This window comes from Pseudoalteromonas sp. S2755, from assembly GCF_005886535.1.
GTDB lineage: Bacteria > Pseudomonadota > Gammaproteobacteria > Enterobacterales > Alteromonadaceae > Pseudoalteromonas.
The window spans coordinates 1-25,756 of the sequence record NZ_PNDS01000083.1 but is presented as its reverse complement, the minus strand read 5'-3'; the positions used below and the strand labels follow the sequence as shown (position 1 = coordinate 25,756).

Sequence of the window (25,756 nt, the reverse complement as noted above, 5' to 3'; positions counted from 1 at the left end):
TAATGCGCATTGTGTTGTCTTTACTTATATTGATATACAGCTCTGCTGTATCTTCTGCCGTTACTATTTCAGAGTCATTTAAGGTAGAACACCAAGTAAAGCTAAGTTACACACTGAGTAAATATGCATCTTTAAACGAACTGCTTGCGGCTCCTGTCGAATGGCATAGCAGCACCCAAATCCCCACAGGCCTTCGACCTGTAGCGAAGTACTTATGGTTAAAAATAGCGCTGCACAATACCAATAACTCGCTCACACCGGTATTGGTAAGTATAAACAACAATCTCATCGATGCGGTAACTGCCTATCATGTCAGACCGAACCATCCAATATTCAGCTTAGATATGAGCGATGCCTTGCCACTGATTAAGCGGCCACTAAAGTATGAATCTCTCGTTGTTCCGCTTGAGCTGCAGCCACAGACGCAAAGCCATTTATACTTGCAGATCAGTGATGAGGGGATTATCACGGCTCCTCTTGCAATTTGGGAGCCGAATGAATACCTGCAATTTAAGAGTAAATTTAATCTTATTTTTGGTGTTTTAGCAGGCTTTGTACTAGCACTCGCCTTAACCAATGCCACACTCTATTGTGTGACAAAAAAAGGTTACTTTTTATGTGCTACTTTGTTTATCGCTACGGTATGGCTTTTCAATGCACATATCTATGGCTTTGGTTACCGCTACTTTTACTCTTCGTGGCAGTGGTTTCAACAGTATGGTCAAGGTATGATGACGTTACTACTCAGCGTACTGCTGTTGCCTGCTTTGAGTTACTGCTCTGAAAGACCTTTGCCTGTACACCCCCAGCTGACGAAAAGAAAGGCTATTCTAGCGACATTGTGCTTGTTTCTGCTCATTACTTTTTTACCGGTTTCTCAGTCTCTCCTGCTAGCGCTTGGCATCAGCTTTGTTGTCTCAGTATTGATTATCTATACGCTCGCTCGTGTTAACCACAAGAGCCGAAATATCTTAACCGCCATTGCGCTCTGCCACTTTATCGTAATTAGCTACCCGTTTACGGTGGAGCTGGGGGTTCAGTCCGGTAGCTTTTTGAACCATTTGGGTTATTTTGGTATTTTTGCCGTTGAAACCACGTTGCTTAGCTACCTGCTCATACGTTTATATATATTTCAAAGAGATGAAAAGCTGGCCAAGCAACAGCAACGGCTAGCTCATACTCAAGCTGAAGATGCCCTATTAAAAGAAAAGCTTAAATTACAAGAACAGGCCCAGTACGACTTAGAGTCCAACATAGAGGAACGCACTTTTGAACTTCAAGTGACATTAAGGGAACTTGAGGACAAAAACCGTGAGCTGGAGCGCATGAACATGGAAGATCCCCTCACAAAAGTGAAAAACCGGCGCTATTTCGATAAGCGCTTGCAGATGGAAGTGCGTCGTTCAAGACGAGAGCAGACAGCATTGAGCCTTGTTATATTCGATATCGATCACTTCAAAAAAATTAACGACAAATATGGCCACTTAGCTGGCGATCAAGCAATTTGCGAATTTGCCAACTTAATAAAATCACACTTGCGGCGACCCCATGATGAAGTGTTCCGCTATGGTGGTGAAGAGTTTATTTTGCTACTTCCAAACACACCTGAAGAAGGTGCGCTTGAAGTCGCTGAGCGTCTAAGAGTAGCAACAGCAGCGCTCAACATTCAATTTGGTGAACATATCATTGAGATGACGACTAGCGCTGGTATCTATAGTGCAGTGGTTAGCGATCCACATAACCCACAGCTTTACACTGACAATGCGGACAAAGCTTTGTATCAAGCAAAACAGCAAGGCCGTAATCGTGTTGTTACTTTCAAACCTAATCAGGAGAACTAACGTGGCTCAATCAGGACTCGATCTTTTCCCCCTAACTCGCATGCGCAGAATGCGCCGCGATGACTTTTCAAGACGTCTAATGAGCGAAAATACGCTAACGGTTAATGACTTAATCTATCCAGTATTTGTATTAGATGGCGACTCTAAGCGTGAAGCTATCCCATCAATGCCAGGTATTGAGCGTTTATCTATTGACCTATTAGTTGAGGAAGCCAAGCAACTGGTAGCGCTAGGAGTTCCCGCCATCGCCTTATTCCCAGTGACACCTGCAGAGCAAAAATCGTTACTAGCAGAGGAAGCATATAACCCAGAAGGGATTGCACAAAGAGCGGTACGTGCTATTAAAGCAGCATGTCCTGAGCTTGGTGTGATCACCGATGTTGCATTAGACCCATTCACAGTCCACGGCCAAGACGGTATCTTAGATGAAGATGGTTATGTCATGAATGAAGAAACCGTGGAAGTACTAGTCAAACAAGCGCTTTCGCATGCAGAGGCAGGTGCCGATATCGTCGCTCCTTCCGATATGATGGATGGACGAATTGGTGCTGTTCGTGAAGCACTTGAGCAGTGCGGTTTTATCCATACTCGTATTATGGCCTACTCTGCTAAGTATGCATCAAGTTACTATGGACCTTTCCGTGACGCGATTGGCTCTGCAGGTAACCTAAAAGGCGCAGACAAGAAAACCTATCAAATGGATCCTGCTAATTCTGACGAAGCATTACGTGAAGTGGCTTTGGACTTACAAGAAGGTGCTGATATGGTGATGGTAAAACCAGGCATGCCATATCTAGATGTTGTCAGGCGCGTTAAAGATGAGTTTGGGGTACCAACATTCGCTTACCAAGTAAGTGGTGAATATGCGATGCATAAGGCTGCGATTGATAACGGCTGGTTGGCTGAGAAGCCTGTTGTACTGGAATCTCTACTAGCATTTAAGCGTGCTGGTGCAGATGGCATTTTGACTTATTTTGCAAAACAAGCCGCAATTTGGCTGAATGAAAAATAGTCTGCATGTAGGTAGGCGAGTCACCACCTACCTTCCTTTCCTTAAATATACTTTAACTTATGCTTATTAGTTGAATTTACCTGCAACAAGGACTAGCTTTCAATAACCAAGAATAAAACAAGCATAATATGCTTGTTTTATTTTGCAGTAGGTAAACTATCGTTTTATACATTAAGGAAAATGAATATGAAAAATATATTAATCACAGCAGGACTGCTTTTTGTATCGTATAACAGTACAGCTTTTGATCCAAACACAGCTTTCTATGATGCAAAAATATGTACCAACTGCAACTATTCTGAAGCCAAGGTAATTGCAAGAAGCTTCGAACCCGTTGTCAACTGTAGTAGAGGTCCAACTGGCCCCTGGGAAGACGTATGTAGCGCAAGTACTAGACGTATTGTAGTTAAAAATTTAGCAACAGGAGCAGTATACGGCTTCTCTCATGGATATAATTTTCAAGGTGGAGCTTATGAAGATATGCAGAGATATGTGGAACCAATAAATAACCTTCCCAGTGATGTTAATTTAATGCTACAACACGCTATTAATGCTTCAAAAAATATTCAAGACGCTGTACAGCAGGTAGAATCTACATTATCTCTTGATCTTTTAACCTCCCTCAGTCTAAATAGCAATGAAAGCTTGGCTTTAAACTCTTGCACCAACTCCCCTTCTTACGCAGCTTTCAAAGCCTCCAGAAGTAGCAGCGCTTTTTCAAAAGTACAAAGAACCGCTCAGCAGAAATATGATAGTAGTGCGGTGAACCGCAGTTCATATACTTTATCACGATTCACTTCTGTAGGTTTTACCGCTGGCGCAGGCTCAGTTGGCATGCAAGGCTCTTTTGAGCACCTGGCACAGTCTAACTCAGCAGTGACTAGATATGTCTCTGATAGTGATGTGCCCCATGCCGAAAACCAAGTTGGTTATGTTATCTCCCTAAAATCTGGAGGTGTTATTGAGCTCGCTTTGGACACATCGAGAACAAGGTTTGAGGGGTTAACACTTGCAAGTCTAAGTGCGAACTTCACGCATGTATCAGAAGTAAGCTCCTGTCTTGCCGCGGCATTAGACGAAACTCTTCCAAAAGTGGTTTATTCCCCAGATGGCGCTCCCACTGGATCTGGTCCTAGCTTCAATAATATTCCTCTAGTTTCCCCAAACGGAGGAAATGGCCGAGGTGGAGATGGCCAACAATGTATACACAGATATTATGACCGTAACCGAAATGAGTTATTCGCTTTCCTTGGCGCTTGTCCATAAATACGTAAACCGCTTTTCATTCTATTTGTAGATCGTTTCTATATTTATCTGTTGGTAATGGCTACAAAGCAATACTAACAGATAAATTAAGTGGCCTACTTTGATGCAGGAACATATTGCTGACAATCACCAAGCAAAAAACTAGACAATTTAAATAGGCAATTTTGGCCTAGCTAACTTCAGCCCTGAACTTATTAAAGTATTAATACGGATTGGTATTATCAACCCAAATTTTCACTTCAATAGACTGATAGCTTTGTGTAGCTCATCATGATTAATTTTCCAGCTAAAAAATCGTATCATGTGGCCATCATCTAAGTGTACTTCTGGAATGCTCAAGATACCAAAAGAGCATAATTTAATAGTCTTGATGTGCTCTGCGTGAATGTATTTAGTCTTACCTAAAAAGTTATAGCTGACTCCCGCTTTATCTATATGAAGAAAACGCTTTCCGGTTAATGATAGTACCAATAATGATAGGGTAAAAAATAGTAAGGTAAGTGTAACTATTTGCAATAATGAAGAAGGAATATCTAAGATAGAAAACAGCGCATTACCCAGCCAGATAAGGGACAGTGCCAGTACATAGAAAAGCCAGTTTATTTCCAGCTCTAAAGTTCTCATTGAGTATCTCCTTTATTTACCCAACCACAATCAAATTTGAGCCTACGACGCAATAACGTGACCCAATTTATTGAAGAAAAGCTAATGATAAAGTGCCAATGTTCCTAAAGCAAGAACTTTAAAATTAATAAAACATGAAATAATCGTGACGACTTTCAGACAGGGCATTAAACCTGTAAATAGTTGAATTTAAAAACAAAAAAGGCCGCCAATGGCGACCTTTTAATGCTACATAAGTAATTAATTACTTAGCGGCTTTTTTCTCTTTCTCAGCTGCGATTACCGCGTCAGCAACGTTTGCTGGACATGGTGCATAGTGTGAGAATTCCATTGAGAACTGACCACGACCAGACGTGATTGTACGTAGGTGGCCGATGTATCCAAACATTTCAGATAGTGGTACTTCACCCTTGATGCGAACGCCCATTGCGCCAGCTTCTTGGTCTTTGATCATACCACGACGACGGTTAAGGTCACCAATTACGTCACCTACGTTGTCTTCTGGTGTGAACACGTCAACTTTCATGATTGGCTCAAGAAGTTGTGCACCCGCTTTAGGGATAGACTGACGGAATGCGCCTTTAGCAGCGATTTCGAACGCGATTGCAGATGAGTCAACTGCGTGGAAGCCACCGTCGAATAGTTCTACTTCAACGTCTAGTACTGGGAAGCCTGCAAGTACACCCTCTTCCATCATTGACTTGAAGCCTTTCTCAACCGCTGGCCAGAATTCCTTAGGAACGTTACCACCAACAACTGTAGACTTGAACGTAAAGCCAGAACCAACTTCACCAGGCTTGATACGGTAGTCAATCTTACCGAACTGACCAGAACCACCAGACTGTTTCTTATGCGTGTAGCTATCTTCAACTTCTTTAGTGATAGTTTCACGGTAAGCAACCTGAGGCTGACCAACGATTAGGTCTACACCGTATGTACGCTTAAGGATGTCTACCTTAATGTCTAGGTGAAGCTCACCCATACCTTTAAGGATAGTTTCACCTGAATCTTCATCAGTCTCAACTTGGAATGAAGGATCTTCTGCAACCATCTTACCGATCGCGATACCCATCTTCTCGTTACCACCTTTATCTTTAGGTGCAACAGCGATTGAGATTACTGGATCAGGGAAGATCATCGCTTCAAGTGTACACTCGTGCTTAGGATCGCATAGCGTGTGACCTGTTTGAACGTTCTTCATACCAACAACAGCGATGATGTCACCCGCTTGTGCTTCAGTAAGTTCAGTACGCTCGTCCGCTTGCATCTCAACCATACGGCCGATACGCTCTGTTTTACCAGTTGCAGAGTTAAGGATAGTGTCACCTTTCTTCATGCGACCTGCGTAGATACGGATGAACGTAAGTGCACCGAAACGGTCGTCCATGATTTTGAACGCAAGCGCTTTAAGTGGTGCATCAGCGTCAACAGTTGCTACTTCACCAGTAGGCTCACCTGTTTCTGGATCTGTTAGCGGCTGAGGATCAACTTCTGTAGGAGACGGTAGGTAGTCAACAACTGCGTCTAGTACTAGCTGCATACCTTTGTTCTTGAATGCAGAACCACAGAAAGTTGGGAAGAACGCAAGGTCACGAGTACCTTTACGGATACACGCTTTGATTTGCTCTAGTGAAGGAACTTCACCTTCCATGTACGCTTCCATTAGGTCGTCGTCTTGCTCAACAGCAGACTCAACTAGCATCTCATGGTATTCTTCAACTTTGTCTACCATGTCAGCTGGAACGTCAGTAATTTCGTAGTTTTCAGGAAGACCTGTGTCATCCCAAACGTATGCTTTCTTCTCAAGTACGTCTACAACACCACAGAACTGGTCTTCGATACCGATAGGAAGCGTCATCACTAGTGGGTTAGCACCAAGTACTTTCTCAACCTGACCAACTACGCGGTAGAAGTCTGCACCCATACGGTCTAGTTTGTTTACGAAGATTACACGTGCAACTTCTGATTCGTTCGCATAACGCCAGTTAGTTTCTGATTGTGGCTCAACACCACCAGAACCACAGAATACACCGATACCACCGTCAAGTACTTTAAGTGAACGGTATACTTCTACTGTGAAGTCAACGTGTCCAGGAGTATCGATAACGTTTAAACGGTGGCCTTTCCACTCACAAGTTACCGCCGCTGATTGGATTGTAATACCACGCTCAGCTTCCTGCTCCATGAAATCAGTAGTAGACTCACCGTCGTGTACTTCACCAGTTTTGTGGATTTTACCAGTAAGCTTTAGAATACGCTCAGTGGTGGTAGTTTTACCCGCATCAACGTGCGCGAAAATACCAATGTTTCTGTATTTCGATAAATCTGCCATTGTTTTACTCTATTTAAAGTAGAAAAATTATTCGGCGGGAGTATATCACCTCTTGTAGCGAACATCATCCTTGAAGTCGTCTAAAATGCAATCAATTCGCGAAAAAGTTTCTAATGCGAAACTTTGTGACCCATTTTTACCGTATCGCTTACTGCTAGGCCACTGTATTTAAGAAAATTCCGTTGTATTTTGTCAATTTCAGGGCGGTGAGCTTGGGTTTTTGTTTAAAATATCTGCTTTCCAAACAAGTTGGCATGCTGGACTTGGAAGGCATCATCTAGCAAAGAAAAGTGCGCTATTTTACCCACTTCAATGCTACCAAGTTCATTGTCCATATTTAAATAAGTTGCGGGTACTAAACTTGCCATATTAATGGCTTCTAGAAGCGGAATGTTGGCCAATTCTGCTAAATTCTTCACTGCTTTTTCAAGTGTTAGTGTACTGCCGGCCAAACTGCCGCTATGAGTTTTCGCCACGCCACCCTTAACCACAATTGGCATTTCACCTAATTGATATTCACCATCTTTAAGGCCACCAGCATTAATACAATCACTGATCAAGGCCATCTTTTGCTGACCTTTGAGGCGGTAGATCAACTGTAAAATCGCAGGGTGTAAATGAATACCATCGGCAATCACTTCCACCAAGGCTTGGCTATCAAGTAACAACGCACCAGCACAGCCCGGCTCACGGTGATGAATGCCGCGCATGCCGTTAAACACGTGCACCCCGCCGCAGGCACCATGTGCTAGAGCTGCATTGGTTTGCGCAAAATCCGCATCACAATGACCTAACATCACCCGCACCCCATGTTTACTTAGGTACTGCGTCATCTTAACGCCATTAGCCTTTTCGGGCGCGAGTGCTACCGCTTTAAGCGCACCATCAGCCGCGCTAATCATTTCATCAATTAAGGCTTCGTCTAACGACTTAAAGAAAGCTTCGTTATGGGCACCTTTGTGTTTTTCACTAAAAAATAAGCCCTCACTGTATCCGCCCAGCACCTGAGCGCCCGGCATCTTTTGCTTATAGGCGGCTCCAATAACCTTCATCGCGGCAATAGTTTGTGGCCATGTAGTCGTCACAGTGGTTGCCAAAAAACCAGTGACGCCATGTTTGAGCAACGAGGTGCTAATGGTTTCGATACTGGAGAGTTTGCCATCAATAACATCACAGCCCTCGCGACCATGAATATGCAAATCAATTAACCCAGGCCACATGTCGAGTTTGGGATAAGACTCGGTATTATCAGGCGCGTCCTTCGCTGGAATAATCGCGTGAAAACGCTCACCCTTTATTACCGCAACGTGCGCTTCAAGGACGCAGGTAGGGGTATAGATACAACGGGGCTGAATATAACGAAGCTGCTCAAGCATGTACTTTGCTCCCAAGTAATGCCGCACCCAATGCGCCACTCGCATCACCATGCTTGGCTCTAACAATATCTGGCACTGATACCGCGGAAAATACATGGGGCTCGATGGCTTTTGGGAGCGCCTCTACAAGTTCATCAATCAGCGACATACCACCGCCAAGCACGATAACTTCTGGGTCATATGCTTTAATTAAATTTGCAAACGCCGAGCCCAACAGATCCATATAACAATTAAAAGCATGGTGAGCTTCACTTTCTCCAGCCCGCATCGCTGTGATAACTTGTTCTGAGGTAAGTGTTCGCGTAGTGAAATGTTGATACAAACCGGCAAGCCCTGGCCCTGCGACATAGCGCTCTAAACATCCTTGCAGTCCACAGCCACACGCTAAAATAGGTAGGTGATATTTTTGCTGTAACACCGCAGAAAGTGGATGGTGGCCATATTCTCCGGCGATCCCCTGGGCACTTTTATACAACGCGCCATCAATACAAAATCCACCTCCAGCACCGGTGCCTATTATTGCCCCGAAGACCTTTTGATATTGCTTACCGGCTCCAAGACTGGCCTCTGATAATGCAAAGCAACGGCAGTCATTTTCAACCGCGATGGGCCGTTCCAGTTTTGCAACGAGATCAGCCTTAACTTCTTTACCATTGGCGCAAGGGACATTTGCTGATAGCACGCGCTGCTGCGCATTTACTATCCCCGGCATACCAATACCAACCTGTCCTTTACAACCATATTTGTCATCGGCTTGCTGCACCAAAGTGACGATTTGCGCCAAAAACACCTCATAACTGTGCTTTGGTGTCGCCACACGCCAAGACTCTAAGCGTTGTAGCTTTTCATCAAACACCGCAATTTCAATTTTGCTCCCGCCAACATCCACTCCATAAATCATACTTCACTCCCAAATGGATGAATGACTACGCCCTGCACGACTCTATTCACTTCCCCCGACGGGCAAGGATTGTCCGGTGAAATACCGAGATTCAGCGCTTTATAGAAACTTAACTGCTGTGCAAACAACATATACAGTAATCCTTGCCACACATCTTCTAGTGGTGGCACTTTAGGACAAAGTGAATGCACCGTCATGGCTGTACCGTCACGCTGCAATTCAGCAACTAAATCTTGATCGTACAAGCTGGTATAATCATCACTTGAGATAAAACATACCACGACAGTTTTGCTATTGATAAGTGATTTTGGACCATGACGGAACCCAAGCGGTGACTCGCTCACGCTCATTACTTGGCCTGCCGATAACTCAAGCATTTTTAACGCAGCTTCCTTTGCAAATCCCAACAAACAGCCAGAGCCTAGGTACACCAAACGCTCAAATGGTTGTTGTGCAAATGCACGGATATTTTGCTGCTCTGTCGCAGCTAACATGCTTTGCGCTGCATTGATCAACTTATCCACGGAGCCGTCATCCACTGCAAAAAGTTGTAGCGCTGCAACCATCATTGACGAATAGCTACTCGTCATTGCAAAACTTTGGTCAAGCGTAGGTTCCGGTAGCAATATACTTGTTGCATTGCTTGTCTGCAGCGCTGCTTGATGCAACTTTCCATCACGGTTGCAGGTGATAAAAAGGTGCTGGCTGTTACTAACCAGCTGTGTTACCAACTCTACGGCCGCCACACTTTCTGGACTGTTGCCAGAGCGAGCAAAGGATACCAATAAACACGGTTTGTCTGTCGCTAGGTATTGCCTCGGTGCAGCAACTAAATCTGTTGTGCTCACAGCCCGCACACTTTGGCGCATGTGTGTATTAAGATGAGTGGCGATAGCGTCACCGATATAAGCGGATGTACCCGCCCCTGTCAAAATAACCTGAGTATCAGGGTCATCTAGAAAAGGAGCTAACTCCACCAAAAGCCTAGGCTTTACGCTCGCGACTAATTGAGCGGTCTCTTGCCACATCTGTGGCTGCTGAGTGATCTCTTTTGCGGTCCAATAGGCATTTCGTGTTTTTAATTGCGCAACTTCGTGTCCTAGTAAAGTGTTCATGACGCTTTCTCCATGGCAAAACACGCGTTTGAATAGCGAGCTACAACACGTTGAATTTTGGCAATCACCAACGCTTTGGCATCCCTTTCTATTTCACCACGGCGTACTTGTTGATATAGCTCTGGAAAATATTGGCTGATAAGCGGCAATGATAAAGTCTGCTGCGCTAGGTTTTCGAGCATGGTTGCTAACGCCTTTTGCACCGCTTCTTGATGCCAGTAATAACGGATACGGTCGCTAAAGCTAAATTGGCGCAAGAACCGGAGTTGCTGTGGCTTGCCGTGATAAAAACGCTGCCAACTCGTAGGCTCTGCCAACATGACCTCATCCACTACCTCAATAAATTGGCTATGCATGGGTAGTAATTGCTTTTCAATATGGTGAAGCGCAAATAACCCTTCGCGCAGCGCAAAGGTCAATTCAGGCCCGACTTTCAAAATGGCAAAATGGTCAGCCACCAAAGACTGATAAGCACCTGCCGTTTGATAATCTGTTGAATGCGCTTCGAAAGCGATACGGTCTACGGTACGAATAAAGTCTTTTAGTGCGCTTGCTTCATGCGGTTTGTAGTCAAAAACTTGGGTGTTATCAAACTCAACTCCCGGCTGCACCACCATAGCAACCACGCGTTGCCAAGCATCCGTTAATCCCTTGTTTGCAAAGAGTTCACGATGGCAAGCTAGAGTTTCTTGCGCAGCAACTTGGCTGGTCGGTTGTAGACTGTCAATCTGTTCATCCGCTCCACCTGGAGGAGGAACTTCCGTACCAATCACATAAACAATATCGCTACGACCAAACGCCGCGATCGCGGCTTCTTCCGCTGTTTGACACAACAAGGCAGCGCGATTAGCCACTATATAATCGCTTAACACCTCAGGATCGTCAGCACAAGGCATGCTGGCATCTAAGTGGATCTTCTTAAAACCGGCCTTCACATATTCAGCGACTAAGTCACACGCTTTGGCCATTGCGGCTTGGCTATTTTCACTCGTCCAACAGACTGGTCCCAAATGATCACCGCCAAAAATCAGTAACTGCTTATCAAAACCAAGCTCGTCGGCCATCTCTTCGACTTTGGCAATAAAATCCGCAGGACGCATCCCTGTGTAACCACCAAATTGGTTAACCTGATTGGCCGTGGCCTCAATTAACAGCAGCGTATTTTCCTGCTTGGCATATCTTATCGACGCTTCCAGCACCCAAGGGTGAGCTGAGCAAATGGCATAAATACCTGAGTTTTTCCCTGATTTATTGGCTTCGATTAGGGCTTGAAAACGCCGCATATGATCACCTCTTAAGACGTTATTAAATGTACCTCAATTCCGGCGGCAACCAATTGCTGATGAATATCAGCTGGAATACCACTGTCCGTTACCAAAACGTCAATTTCTTCGCAGGCGATAATACGATGTACACCTTTACGATCGAACTTGCTGGAGTCCGTCACCACTATGACTTGCTTTGCAGCTTTACACATCTCGCGGTTAAGCGCGGCTTCTGGCTCAAAGTGTGTTGTTACACCAACATCAACAGAGAATCCATCAACACCGAGCACCAGACGGTCAAAGTGATATTGCTTTAGCTGATCTTCTGCGTGACTGCCATAAAACGACAGCGACTTTTTACGCAGTGAGCCTCCGGTCATCAACACTTCAACGCCATCGGCTGCAACGAGTGCTTGCGCCACGTTAAGACCATTAGTCATCACCACTAACTGTTGATGCTCAGTCAGCTGCTTCGCAACCTCTTCTGTGGTGGTACCAGAGTCTAGAATAATAGACTCATTATTGCCTATAAGACCCGCCACTAACTTTCCGAGCTCGACTTTCACTTGGTGATGATGATCGTGCTTTTCCGTTATGGTGAGCTCTTTGGTTAACCTAGAACTCGCAACGGCACCGCCATGAGAGCGAACCAACAATCCTTTATCATGTAAGGCATTGAGATCATTTCTGATCGTCACGGTTGATACACCAAATTGTTCTGCCAGCTCGGATACTTCTACTCGTTCCGTTTGACCAACGAGTTGAACGATTTCGTGGCGTCTTTCGATGGTGTTCAGCATGACACCTCCTTTCGTTTTGGTTGAATTTAGTCTACACACCTTTCACTTGCTTTCAATTTATTTTTTTAACTTTAAACAAAAACAGACGCAAACATCTGTTTTATAATGATTTAAATTTACATGAGAAATAAACCAAAAATAAAACGAAAGAATGTGAAAGATATTTTTCTTGCGTTCAAAATAAAACTGCCGTAATAATAACCAAAAATAACATTTCGTTTTTAACAACAAGAGTGAACAACTAAGAGGTTATTATGGGTGATCTAAACCGCCGGCGATTTCTTCAATCAATGGCTGCTATCGCAGCAACAAGCGCAGTGGTTGGCTGCGCAAGTAACAATAATAAGACGCCGCTTACACCAAAGCCACAAGGAAATTCAGTTCAAGGTCTAGTCGTACCGAAACTGGATGTCGTGCGAGTGGGCTTTATTGGTGTGGGTCAACGTGGTGTTGGCGCGGTAAAACACTTTTGCCATCTTGATGGTGTCGAGATCAAGGCCATTTGCGATACGCACCAAGAAGTCGTCGATAGAGCCGTTAAAATTGTTGTCGACAAGGGTTTACCCAAGCCAGCAACTTATGGCAAGAGCGATATGGACTATCGCCGCATGTTGGCGCGCGATGACATTGATATTGTGATCATCTCTACCCCTTGGAAATGGCATACGCCTATGGCGGTAGACACAATGGAAAGTGGCAAACACGCTTTGGTTGAAGTGCCAGCTGCAGTGACCATAGAAGAAGCGTGGCAATTGGTAAATACCGCAGAGCGCACGCAAAAGAACTGCATGATGTTGGAAAACGTTTGCTATGGCCGCGACGAGCTGATGGTATTGAACATGGTTCGCCAAGGGCTATTCGGTGAGTTACTACACGGTGAGGCAGCTTATATCCATGAACTTCGTTGGCAAATGAAAGAAATTGAGCATAAAACCGGCTCATGGCGCACACACTGGCATACCAAACGCGACGGTAATCTCTACCCCACTCATGGCTTAGGCCCAGTTTCTCAATATATGAATATCAATCGTGGCGATCGCTTCGACTATATCTCGTCCATGAGCTCACCAGCACTTGGTCGTGCAGCCTATGCCGAACGTGAATTTCCAGCAAATCATGAACGAAACCAACTGAACTATATTGCTGGAGATATGAACACCAGCATCATTAAAACCATCAAAGGTCGTTCGATTATGGTACAGCACGATACCACTACCCCACGCCCTTACTCCCGCCATAATTTAATTCAAGGTACTAACGGCGTATTTGCAGGATTCCCCAACCGCATCGCGCTTGAGAACGGCGGGAGTAAGAGCTTTCACGAGTGGGATTACGACATGAATGATTGGTACGGTAAATATGACCATCCACTTTGGCAAAAAATGGGGGCTGAAGCTGAGCGCAACGGCGGCCATGGTGGCATGGATTTCTTAATGTTCTGGCGCATTATTTACTGCCTTCGTAATGGCGAGCCGCTAGATCAGGATGTTTACGACGCAGCTGCTTGGTCAGCGGTCTTCCCTCTTTCAATGGACTCAGTTGCAGACAGAAGTAATAGCAAGGACTTCCCGGATTTCACTAGGGGCACATGGCGCACTGCAGCACCACTAGGCATTGTCACATAACTAACCAAAGGTTAAATACGTTATCTATAGCAAGTACTAACAATGCCTGAATAAGCGCTCGTATAGTGGGCGCAATAATAACAACACTCAACAGGACAACAAGATGAAACACACTTTAAAACTGTGTGCTGTGGGATTGGCCGTGAGCTGTGCCCTGTCCCAATACGCGCATGCACAGGAAACAGAACAGAACAACGGATCCGACGAGCAAGATAAAGCCAAGCAACAAGTCGAGAAAATTGAAGTACGTGGCGTACGTTCCAGTATCAAAGAGTCACTCTTTCTCAAGAAAAACGCCGTCGGCGTAATGGATGCCATCGTTGCCGAAGACATTGGCAAGTTCCCAGATCAAAACCTAGCTGAAGCGCTACAACGAATGACAGGTATCGCCATTACCCGTAACGCAGGTGAAGGACAAAACGTCACAGTGCGGGGTCTTGGCGGGGACTTTAACGTTACCACCATCAATGGTCGTAGAATGGCATCTGAACACACTAGCCGTGACTTTAACTTCGATTTGATTGCGCCTGAGATGGTTCAAGCATTAGAAGTGTACAAGTCACCACAAGCACAAACGCAAGAAGGGGGGATTGGTTCAGTCATCAATATAAAAACCCGCCGACCGTTAGATATGGATGGCTTTACCCTCGCCGGAAGTGCCAAAGCCATTTACGAAGAACGTACCGGCGATACCAACCCTCAAGCCTCCTTCCTCATTAGTGACACCTTTTTTGACAATACCTTTGGCGCGCTATTCACCGCCGTTTATTCAGAGCGAACACAACGCGAAGACTCCTACGAGGGACAAGGGTTTTACGATCCTGAAGAAAATACCGACGTGCGAGTCCCTGTTGACAGTAACCGAAATGGTGAGCTAGATGAGGGCGAGAAAGTACACCCCTCAATGATCCCTGGATATGTACGCTACTCGAATTGGCAAGATGAACGTAAGCGCATTGGCGCAAGCCTTGCGTTACAATGGCGTCCAACGAATGATATTGATGTCACCTTTGATAGCTTATACTCAAGCTACAAAACCGACGGTGAAAAATATCAAATCTCTTTCGTCACCTATGATGAGCCTTGGACGCCGGGGATCCCTGCAGTAGGTGAGTTAAAATTTAATGATGATGGCAACGTCAACTACATTGAGTTAGTCGATGGTGCAATGGCTGAGTTACTGAACGTCTCAGAGCCTCGCAATACCGACACTTGGCAAGCCGGTCTTAACTTCAAATGGTATGCTACCAGCGATCTAACGCTTGAATTTGATGTGTCTAAGTCCCGTGCTGAGCGGATCAATGATGGCGACAACCGCTACATCGTGGCACGTGGCTTTGTTGATACTATCACCATAGATCAAACAGGCGACAACCTCCTGCCAGATGTGACCATGTCACCAGCACTTAATGCCGATCAACCCTTTGGGGCTCACTACAGCTACAACTATGGCACGGAAGTAATAAGTGATGTTGAAGAGCTAAGGCTCGAAGGGACATTTATTCCTGAATGGGAATTTGTCAAAGACGTCAAGTTTGGCTTTCATTACGGTAAGCAAACTAAAGCCAGAGACGTGAGCAAATCAAATAACCCATCGATGTTTAGTAATGGTGGGGCTTATTTTAAGAACTCAGATTACGACAGCTTTGATAACTCAAGCGTAGAAAAGCTCGGTGGCCTTAACTTATTTAGACTACCCGCAGATGTACTTGTACCCGCCAACTTTGATAACTTCCTAGATGGTGAGCCGGGCATGCACCCTGCACCGTGGGCCAGCTTCGACTACGACAAACTCTATGCTTTTTATCAATCCATTAATGCCCAAGCCGCAGATGAAAAAATTAGAGCTTCCAAGAGTCCTAAAGATTCCTACGAGCTTTCTGAGTCAACGTTTGCACTTTATTTAGAGACCAATCTAGTCGGCGAGCTGTCGGAAATGCCTTACAACTTAAACCTAGGCGTAAGAGCAATCAAAACCGAGATCACCTCTGATGGCTACGTTTTTGATTACCCAAGTCTGGTATACAACGTAGAAGAAGACGAAGATGGCGATATTATCTATCGCATAGAAGGGGATATTGCCGATTATTACTCCGATTCTTACGTAGAAGATGACTACACTGATGTACTGCCTAGCATGAACTTTAAGTTAGAAATAACAGACTCACTGTTATTTAGAACCAGCGCGGCTAAAGTTATCACCAGACCTAGCATCGATTTTCTAACCCCATATAGCTCAATTAATTTCAGTAAGTTTGAGTTTAACCTTGCCAACCCTGGGATCAAGCCACTTAGAGCAGACCAACTTGATTTGGGACTAGAGTGGTACTTCTCTGATTATGGTGCGCTCACCTTTGCAACGTATTACAAAGACATTAAATCGGTTATCGCTCAGGGACGTATCGGTACGATAAAAGTAGGTAAATTCATAAAAGACGGCGTTGAAGTTGACGGTCCGGAATTTACCCAAGTATCTCCACGTTCAGAAGCAGGAGCAGAGATCAAAGGGTTCGAAATTGCTTACCAACAGTCGTTTGAGGAATTGCTACCAGCACCATTTGATGGCCTAGGTATGCAAATCAACTACACATTTACGGATAGTAAATACGACGACCCCGAAAAAGACGAGTTACCGTTCGCTGGTATGTCTGAGCATTCTTACAATGCGGTTATCTATTATGAGAAGGATGACTACCAAGCGCGTATCGCTTACAACTGGCGAGATGATTACCTGAAGTATCCAGATGCGTGGGGCGGCCCAGAATGGGCCGCGGATTATGGTCAGTTTGATTTCAGTGCCAGCTATAATCTTACTGCAAAGACACGGATTGACCTAAACGTGACCAACCTCACCAATGAGCGTCAATGGTCATACATTAAAACCCAAGAGCAAGTGAGCCACTTGAGCCGTTACGGCCGCAGTATCAGTTTAGGCATTAACACTTCTTTCTAAATCAATATGGGGCAACGCGCCCCATTCAAGGAACTTAAGATGAAGAATACAATAATGACACCGATACTGCTGTGCGCCTCGCTATTTGCCTCAGCACAAGAAGCTTATATCAGCAGTTACGGTAATGCTTGGGTCAACAACGATATTGACGCCAGCAGGCAATATATAACTCAAGCCGGAATTGCCCCATGGCAAGATAAACAGCTTAGGTTTAATCACTATTTTTATGCTAATAATGTTGGTACCTACACCCTCTATTTACATCTAGAGAAACCAAGTACACCAAGTACATTGCTGGTAAAGCATAACAATAAACAAGTGACGCTTAACCTCGATAGACAAAGCCCAACTAAGGTTAAAGTCGGTGACTTTGCCGTGACGCAAGTTGGCTATCAAACCGTCCAAATAGCCGGTGACACATTAGCCAAAGGGCGAAACAGTACCTTCCCCGCCATTACCGGGCTTAGTCTTGATGGCGAGGCCATGACCACCGCGCCGAACTATGTCAAAGAAGACTTTTACTGGGGTCGTCGCGGCCCTTCAGTACACCTTTCCTATACCGTACCTGACAAAAAGGACTATAACTGGTTTTACAACGAAGTAACGGTGCCATCTGGCTATGATCCACAAGGTTCGTATTTTATGGCGAATGGTTTTGGCGAAGGTTACTTTGGTATTCAGGTAAACTCCCCCACCGAGCGCCGCGTGCTATTTTCGGTTTGGAGTCCATATCAAACGGATGATCCGAGCACGATTCCTGACAATCTTAAAATCAAATTACTCGCTAAAGGCGACGGCGTTTACGTCGGTGAATTTGGCAATGAAGGTTCTGGAGGACAAAGCTATTTACGTTATAACTGGCAACCGGATACGACATATCGCTTTTTAGTCAATATCGAGCCCAGTACAACGAATACAGGCCATACTGAATATCGCGGCTATTTTTATGCGCCGGAAACCGGTCAATGGAAGTTGATCGCAGCCTTTAGCCGCCCTGAAACCAACACCTATGTTGCAAGACCGCATAGCTTTTTGGAAAACTTTTTACCCGAAGCTGGACAGTTTGAGCGTAAGGCATTTTATAACCGCCAGTTTTTGCGTGACACCCAAGGTAACTGGGTTGAGTTAAATCAAGCTAAATTCACTTATGACGCCACCGCCAGAAAAGGGTCGCGTTTGGATTATCAAGGTGGTGAGGAGCAAAACCGTTTTTACTTACGTAACACCGGTTTCTTCACGGGACCCACACCTTATCTCAGCGAATTCACTCGCCCTAGCAGCAATGATGCGCCAGTGATCCCATGGCAGTCACTACAGGCCCACCCTTAATTTAAATGATAGCTTCTCTCTGGTCGGCCAATGCTACCGTAGCTTTGGTCGGCTTTTACTTCTTCTATACTAACCAAAAACTCTAAATAGCGCCGAGCGGTTGAGCGACTCACCCCCACCAATTCTCCCATTTGAGTTGCTGTAAACACCTGCTTGGGCTGGCTTTGAAATGCCGTACGAATTTTTTCCAAAGTAAGTGGGTCAACACCTTTAGGTAGTCTAGCCGTACTTTGTACGTTCGCCTGTTCACTACCAAATAAGGTGTCGACCATAGATTGCGTCACTTCATTGGCACCATCTAAACACTGCTGACGTGCTTCAAAGCGGGCGAGTGCGAGGTCGAGCCGTTCCAAGATCAGCGGTTTAACTAAAAAATCGCAGACTCCCAAACGGATCGCTTTTTCTAGCGTCGCCACTTCTTTTGCTGCGGTGATCAGCATCACTTCGCTTTTACAGCCTTGCTCGCGTAGCATCTTTAAAAACTCAAGACCGTTACCATCGGGTAGATAAATATCCAATAAAATTAAGTCGGCTTGTATCGCACTCAACAGTACCGTCGCGGTAGAAACATTGTCGCTACTGGCCACCACCCGATATTGCCCTTGCCTTGCGCTACTTGGTGTTGCCGGTGTCACTAGGTATTGCGCTAATAATTGTGCCACAGCTACTTCATCTTCGATGATCACCACAGAATAAGTCATTGTTATTGCTCTTTTACTTGCTTGGGAATAAAGACCGTGATCCTTGCACCAAGTAATTCAGACTCCCCAACCTCTAAGGTTCCGTGGCAGGAATCAAGATTTGTTTTTACGAGATATAAGCCAACACCATGTTGGTCGCCGGACTTAGTACTAAACTGCGGCGTAAACGCCTCTTCGACGTTACCAATCAGTCCAGTGCCGCTATCTTCAACATCAAAGATAATATCCTGAACCGTTTCATCCACTGTTACGACCACTTTGGCAGGCCGCAGCTGTGCCGTCGTTCTCGCCGCTTCGATGGCATTATCAATGAGATTACCTAATATTGAAACTATTCGTTCCAACATCTCTTTTTGATGGATAGCACACAGCGCACTGTCGGAACTCACCTCGAGTGCCACATTATGCTCTCGTGCTTTATGGTATTTACCGAGTAATAAGCCCGCGATCACTGGCTCTTGTATATAGGTGAGGAGGTTTTCAATTTGCGCTTGTGAGCCTTGACTTTCTTGACCTATCAGCTCAATCGCTTTGTCATATTGCGCCATTTGGATAAGCGCACCAATGGTATTTAACTTGTTTGAATAGTCGTGCGTTTGCACTCTCAACAGTTCTGCAAAAGCCTGTACTTTAGTGAGCTGCTTAGACACGTACTCTAGTTCATCGGAGGGCCGCATACTCAGTAAAATTCCTTCGTGTTGACCTTGCACTTGCAGCGCAAACCGCGACAACACCAAACGCTTGTCAGCAACAAATAGCTCAAAACCAACCAAAGGGCGATTGGGATTATGCAACAAGAAGTCGCTATGCTCTGGCAACAGATCGCTCAGGTGCAAACCTTGCTTACTCAAGCCGCGAGGCTTTTCGAGAATTTCACATGCTCGTTGATTCAAACGGCGCACGCTGCCATCAGGGTCAAGCGCGATAATCCCCGTGCGTACAGTATTCAGTATCGCCTCTTGCTCTGCAAATAAGCGCCCAATTTCATCTGGTTGCAGGCCAAAAATGGCTTGGCGGACACGTCGACCAATCCAAATCGCGGCAATGACACTGAGCAGTAACACCGCTGCAGCTCCAACAAAAACGGCAATGCTGCGCTGCAACACCAACGACTCGACGGAGTGCACTAAAAAACCTACCGAGACTAAACCAATCACCTCACCAGCGGGAGAGTACACAGGCACTTTGCCGCGAATAGACTCACCTAAACTACCCTGTGCAGTTGAGATATAACTCTCTCCAGACAGTGCGGCTTGGCTATCCCCTCCGACCATAGTGCGACCAATTTTTTGCTCATCGGGGTGGGCAATACGTCGCGTTTCGGTGTCACCAATGACGATAAAATCTGCGCCAGTTGCCTGGCGCAGCAGCTCAACATTAGTATTGAGGCGTTGGATCTGTGAGCTATCCCTATCTGTTATGAGTGCCGTCATAACATCTTCACGAACCGCCACCGCCTTAGCCAAAGCCAAGGCTTTTTCTCCCACTTCCTGGTGTAAGCTTTGCGTAATAACCTGATACACCAGCGCGGTAAATAAGCATGCTTGGATCACACACAAGCCCACAACCCAAGTGATCAGTCGCGTTTCTAAGCGTTTTGGTCTGCGTGCTAATTTTTGTGATTGCGACACACCTATTTCCTCACTGCGGGGTTACTGCGCAACTTTTCGTTGCTGGAAGTACTCTTTTAATGGGATCAACAACACTAACATGGCAAGCGCAAATATGCCTAAAGTTAATGGCCGCTCCCAAATAAAGCTAATAGAGCCATCCGAAATCATCATGGCGCGACGGTAATTACGTTCGATCATATCGCCGAGAATAAACCCAAGGAGCAAAGGTGCCATCGGAAAACTCAATAATCTCAGCACCACCGCCACCAAGGCAAAACCCACCATCATAAACAAATCAAAGGTATTAAATGACACCAGATAAACGCCAATCAAGCTAAAGAATAAAATCATCACCGTAAGGACCGAACGTGGCAGTGTCAAAGCCTTTGCAAAATAAGGGATCAGTGGCAAATTTAAAATCAGCAGCACAATGTTGCCAAAATACATGCTCACAATTACCGACCAAAATACCGTAGGATTGTCCTGCATTAACGTAGGGCCCGGCTGAATACCATAGGCAATCAACGCCCCTAACATAATCGCAGTGGTGCCAGACCCCGGGATCCCAAGCGTTAACAAGGGCACAAACGACCCAGTACAAGCAGCATTGTTTGCCGACTCAGGTGCCGCTAAGCCGCGGATTTCACCACGCCCAAAACGCTCACGAATGGCTTTTGGTGCCAAATTTCGCTCTGTCGCATAAGCCATAAAACTCGCAATCGTTGCGCCTGCCCCTGGCAATACACCAATGATAAATCCTAAAATCGAAGAGCGCCCCACAACTGGCGCCATTTCTTTCACTTCAGCGCCAGATAATTTTGTTGAGCCAATAACGGGGGTGTCATCATCATTCGAACCTTGATTAGCTTTTTCTGGACGGATCACGTTGATCAGCGCCTCAGACAATGCAAAGGTTGCCATTGCGACCAACAAAAAGCTTACGCCGTCTAGCAAGTCTGCCTGACCAAAGGTAAAACGCTCAGTACCAGATGAAGGGTCTATTCCCACCGTCGACAGCATCAAGCCAAATACAGTCATCATCATGGCTTTTAAAAATTGCCCTTTTGCAGAAAAAGCAGCAATCGCAGTCAAGCCCAAAAACATCAACATCACATAGTCTGGAGACTGAAAACTTAAGCTCACTTTTGCAAGCAGTGGTGCGGCTATCATGAGCATCAACGCACCAATCGTTCCGCCAGTAAATGAAGCATAAGCGGCAATAGCCAAAGCCTTACCCGCATGCCCTTGTTTTGCCATTGGATAGCCGTCAAATGACGATGCCACAGTACCAGCTACACCGGGAGCATTAATCAAAATAGAGGAAGTCGAGCCACCAAAAATTGCGCCGTAATATACGCCCGCCATTAAGATCATACCGGAGTCGGCACCGATGTTGTAAGTGATAGGGATCATCAACGCAATCGCCGTGATTGGCCCTAAGCCGGGCAACATGCCGATAAAAGTACCGACAAAGCAGCCAACAATTACGTACAATAAGTTTTGCCACATAAAGGCCGTGGACAGGCCAACTAAAATACCGTCTAACATGGCTTAACTCCAAAACTCACCTGGAACCAGATAGATCCCAAGTAGCTGCGTCATAATGGCCCAAAACACGATAACCACAGGCACTGACGCCAATAACAAAATTTGCTTACGTCGCTCACCCATAATTAAAAAGCCACAGCCTAAAAACAAAATGGTCGAAACAATAAACCCGAGTACCTCAAGCACACTGCTGTAGATAAGCATCAATACAATCAGTGCTGCACATTGGGTTATGGTTGCCTTGGAGATAGTCTCCGCTCCTTCACGTATATCAAGCGCAGGGACGCCTTTAAACAGTGTTGCAGCAATCGACAAAAGACAAACAACAATGCCAATCAGCGCGTATACCTTAGGCAAAGTTGCTGAGTTTACCGCCTCGTATTCTTCAAAAGGCATAATCGGGATTTGCCAAGCAGATACCGCATAGAGTGAAAACAGAATTAAAAACAGCACTGGGCCTAACAATTCTCGGTTTAACATAGTGAATTACCCACTTTTAGGTGGTGCAGTAACCTCACTGCAGCCACCTATTTAATTTAATCAGCGTCTAACGAAACCCAATTCTTCCATCACCACTTTCAGCTGCGCTTCTTGTGCCTCTAGCGCCTCAATAAACTCGTGCTGTGGCTTGAATAGATTCAACCAACCGTTGCGTGCACGCACCGCTTCCCACTCTTTGCTTTGCACCAGCTTTTGTAATCTCACGGTATATTCGTCGAGTTGTGCTTGGGGGAGATCCGGAGCCGCAAAAAAACCACGCCAGTTAACAAATTCCATGTCATAGCCTAGAGACTTCAGGGTTGGGATCTCTGGATAGTCCGCGATAGGCTCTGGCGCAGTAACAGCAAGAATGCGCGCCTGACCACTTTTTGCCATGTCGAGCGCTTCACTTAATCCGGTCGAGAGCATCTTCACCTCGCCAGACAATAAACCGGCCTTGGCTTTGCCACCGGCATCGTAAGGAATGTAACGCAGCTTACGACCATCGACGCCTGCCGCTTTTACTGCTTGTGCTGCAACAAGATGATCCATACTGCCGCGAGCAGAACCACCCGCAACGGTCACAGAGCCTGGGTTTACTTCTAGACGAGCAATCACCTCCTTCCAGCTCTTAAAAGGCGAATCATCACGCACCACGAATGCACCATAATCGGCAATTACGCTGGCAACGGGCGTTAAATCACGATAACTGTAAGGGATCTTACCCGACAACGCACGCAGCACGATTGGCGTTGAATTAACCATCAACATATCGCCTTTTTTATTGCCCGATTCAATCAAATAAGCAATAGCACGGCCGCCACCACCGCCTGACATATTCTGAAACGACGCATTGGACTCAAGCCCTGATTTCACTAACGCCTCGCCCACAGCTCGAGCCGTGGTATCCCAGCCACCACCTGGACCACCGGGAATTAAAAAGTGGGTATCCGCTAATACCTGAGTAGACATCATCGCCACGCCAGCCATAGCCAACTTGAGATGCTTTAATGCAAACTTCATAACCTGCTCCCGTTAAAATAGATACTGCAAGCGTGCAGCGAAACCAAATCCTGAATCTTCGTCACCAATCAACGCGGTACTTCCAGCTCCTGAAACATCCGCATAGACAAGGTTAGCCATGAACTTTAAGCTGCTGGAGTGGTAATAGGTGCCGCCCAGTGTGTAGGCGTCGACTTGCGTACCTTGGTTGGCGTTTTCAGCATCCATACTGGAAATACGTGCAACCAACTCCCACGCATTTTTTACCCCTTTAGGCTGCTTAAATACCGCAGAGCCTGCGGAATATTGTTTGTGTTCACCGGTCAGGAAATAGCTCAAGGACAAGTGATAACCCGAAATATCTCCCCCATCTAAAGCAGAAGTAGGGTCGAGAGTATCTAAGTTGCGTGTGGCATATTCGGCCTCAAGCATAAAGGCGTTGTGTTGATAAGCGAGCTCTAACCCGGCTTGTGACATGCTATCAAGGGCAACTACATCACCGCCTGCAGCATAATCCACGAGGCGTACTTTGGCTTCGCGTACTTCACCGCGAGCAAGGCGATTCCCCAGCGTTGCACCGCCCATATCACGGTACGAACCCCAACCACCTAAATGCAGGGTTTTACCGGGAGTGTGTTGCGACCAAGTCAAACGCCCCGAATAAGCAAGTGCCAGACGGTCATCTTGGTCACGCCCAGATGCACCAAAGGCGTCGTTTTTATATACCCCTAACGCATAGCGAAAACCGGAATCTTTAAAATATTGATAAGCTGATGCGCCCCATCGAAAGTAAGGAGAAAACGTATCAGCGATGGAGCTGCGCTCTATGGTATCGATGTGTTTACTGCTGGTGAGCGCATTCAGGGTGATATCTTCTCTTAATTTACCAAACTGAAAGCGCGGGCCGTTGTTCCAGCCGGTATAGCGCACTCTTACTGTGACTATCTCGGCATCGCCTTCGGCAAAATCGAGTAGCAACTTGTGCTCCCAATCGCCCTGCTCGCTCTCAACATAGGTGCGGATCCGGCGCGGAAAAAAGTCGCTGGCGGCATCGCCCTTATTATCGGCGCTATATGCACCACTAAAATGGTTAAAATCGAGTTGTACACGTCCACCAAACTCAAGGTTTAGTGATTTATTGGACTGCAATTCCTTTAATTGCGCTTCTAGCTTTGCAACCTTGCTGGCTAGTGCTTCATCTTGTTGTGCCAAAACGGGGCAAGCAGTTACTGCAATTAATGACATTGCTGCAACTGGCTTCATTATTGTTGTTCTCATTGCTCTGTACTCATTTGTCTTAAACGTATTGTGACTAGCGACTACAACCTGCTATCAAGTACGAGCTTATTGTTAACCCTCAATTAACCATAGATTGCGGAAATAAGTTGATTAAGTTGAGTAAAACGCGTTTAGTGCATAAAAGTCATGAGCAATATGCACAAAACCCAAAGTAGTGTGGAAATAAATAACAAGTGAAGCGAAAGTATGACTACTGCGTTAACCCAAGATATGAATGGTGCATTAACCTAGCTTTTCTCTGAAGCTCTGGAAACGGTGAGCCTATAAAGCTCGATATAGAATAAGACTTTGCCCCACTAGAATAAGCAGAAATAAGACATACAACACACCAAAAACCATCACATTAATAAAACAATACACTCAATAAATTTAAATTTGGTGTAATTCCAACCACTTAGATCTAAATAAGAATTATTTTCAAAAAGAACGTTGACAGCCCCTCAAATCTAATTGATAATCACTATCAACAAGGCGAGAGTGACGGCTCAACTTGTTATCACAATAGTTTCTTGACCCGAAACAAGGCTGGTATCCACAACTACCAAGGACGTTAGCAGGCACTTGCATTGCTCCTCGTATTTAGACGCTAACTCCACTTTTTACTTGCTACATTGCTCATATCGGTGACGGTAGATATGAAATCAAAAAGCCCTGCTCAGGGCTTTTTTTATGCC

General features: G+C 45.6%; 19 protein-coding genes. 6 read left to right on the top strand and 13 right to left on the bottom strand.

Features of this window, described 5'->3' with window-relative positions:
- Positions 1-2: 2 nt before the first annotated feature.
- The 3 genes from CWC03_RS14645 to CWC03_RS14635 all read left to right on the top strand — a co-directional run bounded on the left by CWC03_RS14645 (position 3) and on the right by CWC03_RS14635 (position 4,119).
- Positions 3-1,841: a sensor domain-containing diguanylate cyclase gene (locus CWC03_RS14645; protein WP_138582517.1), complete on the top strand. Its 1,839-nt coding sequence runs from the start codon at positions 3-5 to the stop codon at positions 1,839-1,841.
- A 1-nt stretch (position 1,842) separates the two neighbouring features.
- Entirely contained in the window at positions 1,843-2,853 is a 1,011-nt protein-coding gene (hemB, locus tag CWC03_RS14640; protein ID WP_138582516.1) for a porphobilinogen synthase, read from the top strand.
- Between the two features lie 186 nt (positions 2,854-3,039).
- On the top strand, positions 3,040-4,119 hold the full coding sequence (locus CWC03_RS14635; protein ID WP_138582515.1) for a hypothetical protein: 1,080 nt from the start codon (positions 3,040-3,042) through the stop codon (positions 4,117-4,119).
- A 234-nt stretch (positions 4,120-4,353) separates the two neighbouring features.
- On the opposite strand, the gene CWC03_RS14630 is transcribed toward CWC03_RS14635, so the two are convergent.
- From CWC03_RS14630 to agaR, 7 genes are all read right to left on the bottom strand, one after another.
- Positions 4,354-4,743: a hypothetical protein gene (locus CWC03_RS14630; RefSeq protein ID WP_045987833.1), complete on the bottom strand. Its 390-nt coding sequence runs from the start codon at positions 4,741-4,743 to the stop codon at positions 4,354-4,356.
- A gap of 244 nt (positions 4,744-4,987) precedes the next feature.
- Positions 4,988-7,075 carry an elongation factor G gene (gene fusA, locus CWC03_RS14625; RefSeq protein ID WP_138582514.1) on the bottom strand — a complete coding sequence of 696 codons (2,088 nt, stop codon included), beginning with the start codon at positions 7,073-7,075 and terminating at the stop codon, positions 4,988-4,990.
- Positions 7,076-7,299: 224 nt separating this feature from the next.
- On the bottom strand, positions 7,300-8,451 hold the full coding sequence (gene nagA / locus CWC03_RS14620; RefSeq protein WP_138582513.1) for an N-acetylglucosamine-6-phosphate deacetylase: 1,152 nt from the start codon (positions 8,449-8,451) through the stop codon (positions 7,300-7,302).
- Positions 8,444-9,352 carry an ROK family protein gene (locus tag CWC03_RS14615; RefSeq protein ID WP_138582512.1) on the bottom strand — a complete coding sequence of 303 codons (909 nt, stop codon included), beginning with the start codon at positions 9,350-9,352 and terminating at the stop codon, positions 8,444-8,446. Before CWC03_RS14615 ends, nagA begins: the two co-directional genes overlap by 8 nt.
- Positions 9,349-10,467 (bottom strand): SIS domain-containing protein, encoded by a 1,119-nt coding sequence (locus tag CWC03_RS14610; RefSeq protein ID WP_138582511.1) that lies wholly within the window; start codon positions 10,465-10,467, stop codon positions 9,349-9,351. The genes CWC03_RS14615 and CWC03_RS14610 overlap by 4 nt, the downstream gene beginning before the upstream one ends.
- Positions 10,464-11,750 (bottom strand): D-tagatose-bisphosphate aldolase, class II, non-catalytic subunit, encoded by a 1,287-nt coding sequence (locus CWC03_RS14605; RefSeq protein WP_138582510.1) that lies wholly within the window; start codon positions 11,748-11,750, stop codon positions 10,464-10,466. Before CWC03_RS14605 ends, CWC03_RS14610 begins: the two co-directional genes overlap by 4 nt.
- An 11-nt stretch (positions 11,751-11,761) precedes the next feature.
- On the bottom strand, positions 11,762-12,532 hold the full coding sequence (gene agaR / locus CWC03_RS14600; RefSeq protein WP_138582509.1) for a transcriptional repressor AgaR: 771 nt from the start codon (positions 12,530-12,532) through the stop codon (positions 11,762-11,764).
- Between the two features lie 254 nt (positions 12,533-12,786).
- Between agaR and CWC03_RS14595 the strand changes: the two genes are divergently transcribed.
- From CWC03_RS14595 to CWC03_RS14585, 3 genes are all read left to right on the top strand, one after another.
- Entirely contained in the window at positions 12,787-14,157 is a 1,371-nt protein-coding gene (locus tag CWC03_RS14595) for a Gfo/Idh/MocA family oxidoreductase (RefSeq protein ID WP_138582508.1), read from the top strand.
- A 103-nt stretch (positions 14,158-14,260) separates the two neighbouring features.
- Positions 14,261-17,110, top strand: coding sequence for a TonB-dependent receptor (locus tag CWC03_RS14590; RefSeq protein WP_138582507.1), 2,850 nt, complete (start codon positions 14,261-14,263; stop codon positions 17,108-17,110).
- A gap of 39 nt (positions 17,111-17,149) precedes the next feature.
- The gene (locus CWC03_RS14585) at positions 17,150-18,439 is read left to right on the top strand and encodes a DUF3472 domain-containing protein (RefSeq protein ID WP_138582506.1); all 1,290 of its coding nucleotides are present in this window, start codon (positions 17,150-17,152) and stop codon (positions 18,437-18,439) included.
- Here the strand turns inward: CWC03_RS14585 and CWC03_RS14580 are convergent.
- The 6 genes from CWC03_RS14580 to CWC03_RS14555 are packed head-to-tail and all read right to left on the bottom strand — an operon-like array spanning position 18,436 to position 25,046.
- Positions 18,436-19,140, bottom strand: coding sequence for a response regulator (locus tag CWC03_RS14580; protein ID WP_130165138.1), 705 nt, complete (start codon positions 19,138-19,140; stop codon positions 18,436-18,438). The two genes, CWC03_RS14585 and CWC03_RS14580, sit on opposite strands and share 4 nt — an antisense overlap.
- A 2-nt stretch (positions 19,141-19,142) precedes the next feature.
- Positions 19,143-20,771: a sensor histidine kinase gene (locus CWC03_RS14575; protein ID WP_138582505.1), complete on the bottom strand. Its 1,629-nt coding sequence runs from the start codon at positions 20,769-20,771 to the stop codon at positions 19,143-19,145.
- 21 nt (positions 20,772-20,792) lie between these two features.
- Positions 20,793-22,301: a tripartite tricarboxylate transporter permease gene (locus tag CWC03_RS14570; RefSeq protein WP_010606897.1), complete on the bottom strand. Its 1,509-nt coding sequence runs from the start codon at positions 22,299-22,301 to the stop codon at positions 20,793-20,795.
- 3 nt (positions 22,302-22,304) lie between these two features.
- Entirely contained in the window at positions 22,305-22,781 is a 477-nt protein-coding gene (locus CWC03_RS14565; RefSeq protein WP_138582504.1) for a tripartite tricarboxylate transporter TctB family protein, read from the bottom strand.
- Between the two features lie 60 nt (positions 22,782-22,841).
- On the bottom strand, positions 22,842-23,804 hold the full coding sequence (locus CWC03_RS14560; protein ID WP_138582503.1) for a Bug family tripartite tricarboxylate transporter substrate binding protein: 963 nt from the start codon (positions 23,802-23,804) through the stop codon (positions 22,842-22,844).
- 12 nt (positions 23,805-23,816) lie between these two features.
- Positions 23,817-25,046, bottom strand: a complete 1,230-nt coding sequence (locus CWC03_RS14555; RefSeq protein ID WP_138582541.1) for an OprO/OprP family phosphate-selective porin — start codon at positions 25,044-25,046, stop codon at positions 23,817-23,819.
- Positions 25,047-25,756: the final 710 nt, after the last annotated feature.